The organism is Dactylosporangium sp. NPDC005572 (assembly GCF_040605515.1).
GTDB lineage: Bacteria > Actinomycetota > Actinomycetes > Mycobacteriales > Micromonosporaceae > Dactylosporangium.
Genome location: NZ_JBEXCY010000352.1, coordinates 1 through 7,010, shown reverse-complemented (window position 1 = coordinate 7,010; position 7,010 = coordinate 1). Strand labels below are relative to the sequence as shown.

The 7,010-nt window shown below is 71.5% G+C and carries 11 protein-coding genes; 6 read left to right on the top strand and 5 right to left on the bottom strand.

Features of this window, described 5'->3' with window-relative positions; genetic code table 11:
- The coding region (locus ABZS66_RS59550) for a hypothetical protein (protein WP_354773527.1) at positions 1 to 1,059 on the top strand (1,059 nt) is incomplete at its 5' end.
- Here the strand turns inward: ABZS66_RS59550 and ABZS66_RS59545 are convergent.
- The 3 genes from ABZS66_RS59545 to ABZS66_RS59535 form a co-directional block, all read right to left on the bottom strand.
- Positions 1,049 to 1,420 (bottom strand): VOC family protein, encoded by a 372-nt coding sequence (locus ABZS66_RS59545; RefSeq protein WP_354773525.1) that lies wholly within the window; start codon positions 1,418 to 1,420, stop codon positions 1,049 to 1,051. The genes ABZS66_RS59550 and ABZS66_RS59545 overlap by 11 nt on opposite strands.
- Positions 1,421 to 1,455: 35 nt before the next feature.
- Positions 1,456 to 2,076, bottom strand: a complete 621-nt coding sequence (locus tag ABZS66_RS59540) for a TRIC cation channel family protein (RefSeq protein WP_354773523.1) — start codon at positions 2,074 to 2,076, stop codon at positions 1,456 to 1,458.
- A 65-nt stretch (positions 2,077 to 2,141) separates the two neighbouring features.
- Positions 2,142 to 2,525 (bottom strand): hypothetical protein, encoded by a 384-nt coding sequence (locus ABZS66_RS59535; protein WP_354773521.1) that lies wholly within the window; start codon positions 2,523 to 2,525, stop codon positions 2,142 to 2,144.
- Between the two features lie 194 nt (positions 2,526 to 2,719).
- Here ABZS66_RS59535 and ABZS66_RS59530 point away from each other — a divergent pair, with 194 nt between their 5' ends.
- The gene (locus ABZS66_RS59530) at positions 2,720 to 2,929 is read left to right on the top strand and encodes a hypothetical protein (protein ID WP_190248687.1); all 210 of its coding nucleotides are present in this window, start codon (positions 2,720 to 2,722) and stop codon (positions 2,927 to 2,929) included.
- Between the two features lie 45 nt (positions 2,930 to 2,974).
- On the opposite strand, the gene ABZS66_RS59525 is transcribed toward ABZS66_RS59530, so the two are convergent.
- The gene (locus ABZS66_RS59525) at positions 2,975 to 4,048 is read right to left on the bottom strand and encodes an ionic transporter y4hA (RefSeq protein ID WP_354773519.1); all 1,074 of its coding nucleotides are present in this window, start codon (positions 4,046 to 4,048) and stop codon (positions 2,975 to 2,977) included.
- A 68-nt stretch (positions 4,049 to 4,116) separates the two neighbouring features.
- Here ABZS66_RS59525 and ABZS66_RS59520 point away from each other — a divergent pair, with 68 nt between their 5' ends.
- Positions 4,117 to 4,494, top strand: a complete 378-nt coding sequence (locus ABZS66_RS59520; protein WP_354773517.1) for a hypothetical protein — start codon at positions 4,117 to 4,119, stop codon at positions 4,492 to 4,494.
- On the opposite strand, the gene ABZS66_RS59515 is transcribed toward ABZS66_RS59520, so the two are convergent.
- Positions 4,491 to 4,967 (bottom strand): hypothetical protein, encoded by a 477-nt coding sequence (locus ABZS66_RS59515; protein WP_354773515.1) that lies wholly within the window; start codon positions 4,965 to 4,967, stop codon positions 4,491 to 4,493. The two genes, ABZS66_RS59520 and ABZS66_RS59515, sit on opposite strands and share 4 nt — an antisense overlap.
- 79 nt (positions 4,968 to 5,046) lie before the next feature.
- Here ABZS66_RS59515 and ABZS66_RS59510 point away from each other — a divergent pair, with 79 nt between their 5' ends.
- Genes ABZS66_RS59510 through ABZS66_RS59500 form a run of 3 tightly spaced genes read left to right on the top strand, consistent with a single transcriptional unit; the run spans position 5,047 to position 6,850 of the window.
- Positions 5,047 to 5,493 (top strand): carboxymuconolactone decarboxylase family protein, encoded by a 447-nt coding sequence (locus ABZS66_RS59510; protein ID WP_354773513.1) that lies wholly within the window; start codon positions 5,047 to 5,049, stop codon positions 5,491 to 5,493.
- The gene (gene sigJ / locus ABZS66_RS59505) at positions 5,490 to 6,326 is read left to right on the top strand and encodes an RNA polymerase sigma factor SigJ (RefSeq protein WP_354773511.1); all 837 of its coding nucleotides are present in this window, start codon (positions 5,490 to 5,492) and stop codon (positions 6,324 to 6,326) included. Before ABZS66_RS59510 ends, sigJ begins: the two co-directional genes overlap by 4 nt.
- Before the next feature lie 8 nt (positions 6,327 to 6,334).
- A complete protein-coding gene (locus ABZS66_RS59500; RefSeq protein WP_354773509.1) occupies positions 6,335 to 6,850 on the top strand; it encodes a SigE family RNA polymerase sigma factor in 516 nt (171 codons plus the stop codon).
- The last annotated feature ends 160 nt before the right edge of the window (positions 6,851 to 7,010 follow it).

Genomic DNA, 7,010 nt, shown 5'->3' with positions numbered 1-7,010 from the left:
TACTTCAATCTGTTCATCGCGGCGATGCTGTTGCTGGTCCTCGGCAACAACTACGCGGCGCTGCCCGCGGCCGGCAACCCGAACGGCCGGGCGTCCGTGCCCGCGGAGGCGCGCGCGGTCGACACGTCCAAGCCGACCCGGACGGTCGGCAACGGCACGGCGGCGAGCTGCACCTCGGAGGCGGTCGTGTCGGCGGTCGCGGCCGGCGGCATCATCACGTTCTCGTGCGGGCCGGCCCCGGTCACGATCACGATGAAGGCCACCGCGAAGGTGCGCAACACGGTGCCCGGCGGCCGGGTCGTGCTCGACGGCGGCGGCAAGGTGACGCTCAGCGGCGAGGGCAAGCGCCGCATCCTGTACCAGAACACCTGCGACAAGGCGCTGGTCTGGACCACCGACCACTGCAACGACCAGGAGACGCCGCAGCTGGTCGTGCAGAACCTGACGTTCGCCGACGGCAACTCGACCGGCGACCACGCGGAGGGTGGCGGCGGCGGGGCGATCTTCGTGCGGGGCGGCCGGTTCAAGGTGGTCAACTCGCGCTTCGTGCGCAACCGCTGCGACCAGTCCGGGCCGGACCTCGGCGGGGCCGCCATCCGGCTCCTCAACCAGTACCACAACCAGCCCGTCTACATCGTGAGCAGCACGTTCGGCGGTGCGGCGGGCCAGGGCGGGGTGTGCGCGAACGGCGGGGCGCTGTCGAGCATCGGCGTCTCCTGGGTGGTGCTCAACAGCGTCCTGTCGTACAACTCCGCGGTCGGCAAGGGCGCCAACCCGGCGCGGGCCGGCACGCCGGGCGGCGGCAGCGGCGGCGCGATCTACTGCGACGGCAACCTGTTCACCGTCCGGCTCGCCGGCACGCTGGTCGAGCAGAACAAGGCCAACGAGGGTGGCGGCGCGGTGTTCTTCGTCAGCAACAACCGCACCGGCACCATGTCGATCGAGAACTCGACCCTGCGCAAGAACCCGAGCGCCGGCTTCGAGACCCCCGGTTTCCCCGGCATCTACTTCCTCGGCGCCCGGCCCCCGTCGGTCCAGGCGTCGACGCTTACGAAGTAGCGCGCAGGCAGGCGCAGAACGGGTGGCCGGCCGGGTCGAGCAGGACCGTGTAGCGGTCGGCGCCCGGCTGGAAGTCCGGCTTGGTGGCGCCGAGCTTCAGGGCGCGCTCCTCAGCGTCGGCCAGGTCGTCGACGTAGAAGTCGAGGTGGAACTGCTTCGGCGTCGGGCCCTCGGGCCAGGTCGGGGCGGCGTAGCCGGCGATCTGGCCGAAGCCGATGGAGCTCGTGCCGTCGCTGATCATCGCGTACTCGTCCTGGGTGTGGGTCACCTCCCAGCCGAGCACCTCGCTGTAGAAGCTCGCCAGCACGGGCGGCTGGTCGCAGTCGATGTTCACCATGATGAGGCTCGCAAATCCGGTCATGCCCTCATCGTGCCGACTATTCCTGCCACCAAGTGTCAGGAATCCCGGGACGTTGCCGTCGGGGCGGACCAGTTGCGGCGGATCGCCACCATGCGCAGGACGAACGTCAGCGTCGCGGCCAGGGCGATGCTGATCGGGCGCTGGGTGTCCAGGGCGTCCAGCGTCGCCACCGACACGCAGCCGGCCAGGCCGGCCACGGCGTAGATCTCGCGGCGCAGCACGGTCGGGATCTCGCCGGTGAGTAGGTCGCGGATCAGGCCGCCGCCGATGCCCGTGATCATGCCGATGATGCAGGCGCCGACCGGCGGGATGCCGGCGTCGAGCGCCTTGAGCGTGCCGGTCACCACGAACAGGCCCAGGCCGGCGGCGTCCAGCAGCAGCACCGTCCAGCGCAGCCGGCTCACCGCCGGGTGCAGCCAGAACGTGGCGGCCGCGGTGACGACGGCCACGGTGGCGTACCGCCAGTCGACGAACGCGAACGGCTGCACGTTGACGAAGACGTCGCGCAGGATGCCGCCGCCGAGCGCCGCGGTGAAGCCGACGAAGATCACGCCGAACAGGTCGAGACGCTTGGCCACCCCGGCCACGGCGCCGGAGGCCGCGAACACGGCGATGCCGATGAGGTCGACCACGACCAGAGGGCTGAGCGATGACACGCGATCATGTATACCGGCGGCGCGCCGGGCCCGGGGGCCCACCGCGCCGCCGCGTTCGACGTGCGTCAGATGTTGTCGATGATGGCCATCGACGTCTCGTGCTGGGTCGCCAGCATGTCGGAGACCGCCGCCGCGTCGTAGTAGGAGCCGGAGTCGCCCGACTCGGCAGACGCGACGTCGCCGTCGAGGTTGCCGCCCGAGCCGTCGTACTCGGCCGTGTCGTACTCGGCCGTGTAGTCCGGCTCCTCGGTGAGGTCGGTCGTCACGCCGGTGCGGTCGTCGTAGAGCTGCTCGTAGACGCCGTCACCGTTCGCGTCGAGCGCGGCCACATCGGCGACGCCGTCGCCGTCGAGGTCGCCGACGAGGACGTTGGAGCCGTCCTCCAGGGTGTAGATCTCGGCCTGGTCCTCGACGCCGTCGCCGTCGAGGTCGGTGGTGAACTCGCTCATATCGGTGGTGCTCCCGTTTCCTTGTTGATTCGCAACGATCAGGAACGGTATTGGCTCGCCGGCGCGGTTCACTCCCCCATTGCTGCCAAGCCGACAGCCGAAGCGACCCGGATCACCGGAGATCACCCGCCACGTTTGCCCCAGACGGCCCACTGGGTACTCCATCCACATCTGAAGCGACGAAGGAGGAGGCTGTGGGCAGAGGGTCCTCGATCGGCGGGGTCATCCTCGTCATCTGGCTGATCATCGGTGTCATCGCCGCGGGCCAGCGCGGCTACTTCAACAGCGACGAGGCGAACTGCGCCAAGACCGGCACCATCCTGGTGACGATCGTGGCCGGTCCGCTGAACTACCTCGGGGTCAACCCGAAGATCACGTGCGACCTGCCCGAGCCGTCCAAGTAGGCCTTGTCCTGGCCGAGACGTCACGCCGTGAGGGACCGAGCGCCCTCACGGCGTGAGGGCCAGGAAGATGAACGCCCCGAAGATGGACAGGTGCACGGTGCCCTGCAGCAGGGTGGCCCGCCCGGGCGCGACCGTCATCACGCTCACCACCACGGTCAGGGTCAGCAGGACGAGGTCCTTCGCCGGCAGGCCCAGGGTGAGCGGCTGGTCGAGCACCTTGGCGGCGACGGCGATCGCCGGGATGGTCAGGCCGATGCTGGCCAGGGCCGAGCCGAGGGCCAGGTTGAAGCTGGTCTGCACCCGGTTGCGGGCCGCCGCCCGGACCGCCGCGGTGGTCTCCGGCAGCAGGACCAGCAGCGCGATCGCCACGCCGACGACCGACTGCGGCGCGCCGAGGATCTCGACGCCCCGCTCGATCGCCGGCGACTCGGTCTTGGCCAGCCCCACGACGGCCACCAGGCAGATCACCAGCATGCCGAGGCTGATCAGCGCGTCGCGGGTGCTCGGCGGTACCGAATCATGATGCTCTTGATCTTGGTCTTGGTCCTCGACGAAGTGCGGCCGGTGCCGGATCGTCTGCACGAAGACGAACATGCCGTAGAGCACCAGTGAGGCCACGCCCGCGAACGCGAGCTGGGCGTTGGAGTAGCTGGGACCGGCCGACGTGGTCGTGAACGACGGCAGCACCAGGGCCAGGGTGGCGAGCGAGGTCAGCGTGGCGAGCGCGCCGGTGACCCCCTCGACCCGGAACCTGAGCACCCGGTGCCGCAGGGCGCCGACGAACAGGCCCAGGCCCATCACGCCGTTGCAGACGATCATGAACGCCGAGTACACCGTGTCGCGGGCCAGGGTGTCGGCCGGCTGCCCCGGGGTGGTCATCAGCATGACGATCAGGCCGACCTCGATGACGGTGACCGCGATCGCGAGGATGAGGGTGCCGAACGGCTCGCCGACCCGGTGCGCCACCACCTCGGCGTGGTGAACGGCGGCGATGACCGCCGCGATCAGCGCGACCGCGACGAGGACCAGCACGATGCCGTGCGGCTTGCGCCCCCAGGTCGCGGCGAGCACGACGGCGGCGACCGGTGGCACCGCCACCGGCCAGCTACGAAACGCCACCACCCGAGCGTAGGTGCCGCACAGTGACGATTCAGGCAGCTCACAGGGATCCGAGCTAGCTTTCCCCCATGGACGAGAACGAGGCCCGGCGGGTGGTCGACGCATTGCGCGAACGCGGCGTGCCGGCCCACCTGGAGCTGGCCAAGGCCGGGCTGTCGCAGTTCGGCGTGCGGGTGACGCTGTTCGACGGCCGGGTCGCGGTGTGGGACACCGACGGCACCGCGGGCCTGGAGGCGCAGGTCATGCGGGACGGCATGCTGGTCGGCTACGTGCCGATGATCGAGGGCTCCGACCACTTCACGGAGGCGCAGATCGTGGACGCGATCGCGCGGACCGACTACGACCGCCCGATCGCGCGGCAGCACCGCGCGGCCCCGCCGCCGGCGCCGTCGCTCCCCCAGGAGGGCGGCTTCTTCCGCCGCTTCCGTGAGGGCTTCCGAACTTAGGAGTCGTACACCTGGGAGCGCTCGATCTCGGCGAACGCGCGCTGCAGGTGCGGGGCGAACGGACGGGCCTGCAGCAGGTCGGCGACGAGCAGCGGCGCGTGGCGGGCGAGCGCGCGGGGCGACGGCCGGTGCTCCTCGTCGGCTTCCTCGTGCACGCCGAGCGCACCGATCAACACGACCGCCATGATCTGCGGGTCGACCTCCTGCCACTCGATCGCGGCCCGGACCGCGCCCTCCAGCGCGGCCCGCACGTCGTCGCCGTCGAGCCCGTCGGGGTGCAGCTCTTCGAGGAGGTTGCGCACGACGGTGCCGAGGACGAGCCCGGTCTGCTCCGGGTCGAGCGCCCCGAGCTGCTCGACCGCGGCCTCGAACGCCTCCTTGTCCCGCTCGCGGGCGGCCTCGACGGCGTCGGCGGCGGCGGTCGCGATGGCCCGCGCCGGTGGTGGCAGGTGTCGCCAGGTAGCGCTCGTCACCCGCTGAACCATAGTGCGGCGTGGCCCAGGACACAGCGGGGACTGTCACGTTCCCGGCCGCCGGCTCCGTCGTGAGGGCATGACCAACACCGCACGCATGGACCTCAGCGCCGTCGTCCCCGCCGCCTACCAGGCCGTGCTCGGCCTCGAGAAGTACGTCCGCGCCAACGTCGACGGCGAGCTCCTGCACCTGATCAAGCTCCGCGCGTCGATCATGAACGGTTGCGCGTACTGCGTCGACCTGCACAGCCGCGACGGGCTCGCCGACGGGATCAGCAGCCGGAAGCTGTTCGCGCTCGGGGCGTGGCGCGAGTCGCCGTTCTTCGACGAGCGGGAGCGGGCCGCGCTGGACCTCACCGAGGAGGTGACCCGCCTGGGCAACCACGGGGTGACCGACGAGGTGTGGAGCGCCGCCGTGCAGCACTTCGGCGAGGAGGGCGTCGCCAACCTGCTCATGGCGATTGCGACGATCAACGTGTGGAACCGAATCGGGGTGCCGACCCGGATGCAGCCTCCGGTGGAATGACCAGTTTCGCGACCCACCGACCGATGCTCTACGGCCTGGCGTACCGCCTGCTGGGCAGCGTCCACGACGCCGAGGACGTGCTGCAGGAGGCGTACCTGCGCTGGAGCCGGGCCGACCGGTCGGAGGTCGCCGAGCCGCGCCGCTACCTGACCCGGGTGGTGGCGCGGCTCGCCGTCGACGTGCTGCGGTCCCGGCAGGCGCGGCGCGAGGAGTACATCGGGACCTGGCTGCCGGAGCCGGTGTCGACCGAGCCCTCGCCGTTCGGGGTGGTCGACACCTCCGACCTGTCGATCGCCGTGCTGCACCTGCTGGAGCGGCTGACCCCGCCGCAGCGTGCGGTGTACGTGCTGCACACGGCGTTCGGCCTGCCCTACGGCGAGATCGGCGAGGTGCTCGGCCGCAGCGCGGACGACTGCCGGCAGCTGCACCATCGGGCGAGCGAGGCGATCAGCGGCCGGGCCCGGTTCGCCACCGACCCGGCCGAGCACCGGCGGCTCCTCGACGGGTTCGTCGCCGCCGCCCGGGGCGGGGACGTGGCGACGCTGGAGCGGCTGCTGCACGACGACGTCGTGGTGTGGAGCGACGGCGGCGGCCGGGTGAAGGCCGCGCTGAACCCGATCTACGGGCGGGAGAAGGCGATCCGGTTCTGGACGAAGGTCGCCGGCCGGACCCGCGACCTCGCCCCGGTGCAGGTCAACGGCGAGTCGGGCCTGGTGGTCCAGGGCTTCAACCGCTACGCGCTGGCGATCTCGGTCACCGACGGCCGGATCACCGGCCTCTACATGATGGCGAACCCGGAAAAGCTCTCAACCTTCGCGGGGGTTCTCTCGTAGAACAGGGTATGCGCGACTTCGACGAGTTCGCCGCGGCGGCGGCCCAGCCGCTGCTCCGCCTCGGCTGGCTGCTCAGCGGCAGCGCGGAGCAGGCCCAGGATCTCGCGCAGACGGCGCTGGTCCGCACCTACACCGCGTGGCACCGGGTGCGGGAGGACGACGCGCTCGCGTACGCCCGCCGCGTGCTGGTGAACCTGCACACCGACTGGCTGCGCCGCCGCCCGTGGCGGGAGGTGGCGCACGCCGAGCCGCCGGAGCTGGCCGCCACCGACCCTGGGCACGCCGCCGTCGAGGAGCGGGCGGCCCTGATCGCCGCCCTCCAGACGCTGAGCCGCAAGGAGCGGGCGGCGGTCGTGCTGCGGTACTACGCCGACCTGTCCGAGCGGGAGACCGCGCAGACGCTGGGGGTGAGCGTCGGCACGGTCAAGTCGGTGTGCTCCCGGGCGCTCGCCAAGCTGCGCGCAAGCCCCCTGCTGCAACCCGACCACGAACTCGCCCGAACGACCTCTGGAGCGGCGTCATGACCACGGACCTGGACCTCAACGAGCGGCTCGCCGACGCGGCGTCGGCGGCCCCGGACCAGCTGGGCGTCACGATCGGCGAGCTGCGCCGGCGGGGCGCGCAGCGGCGCCGGACCCGGGCCGGCGTCGCCTCGGCGGCCGCGGCGCTGGTGGTGGCGACGAG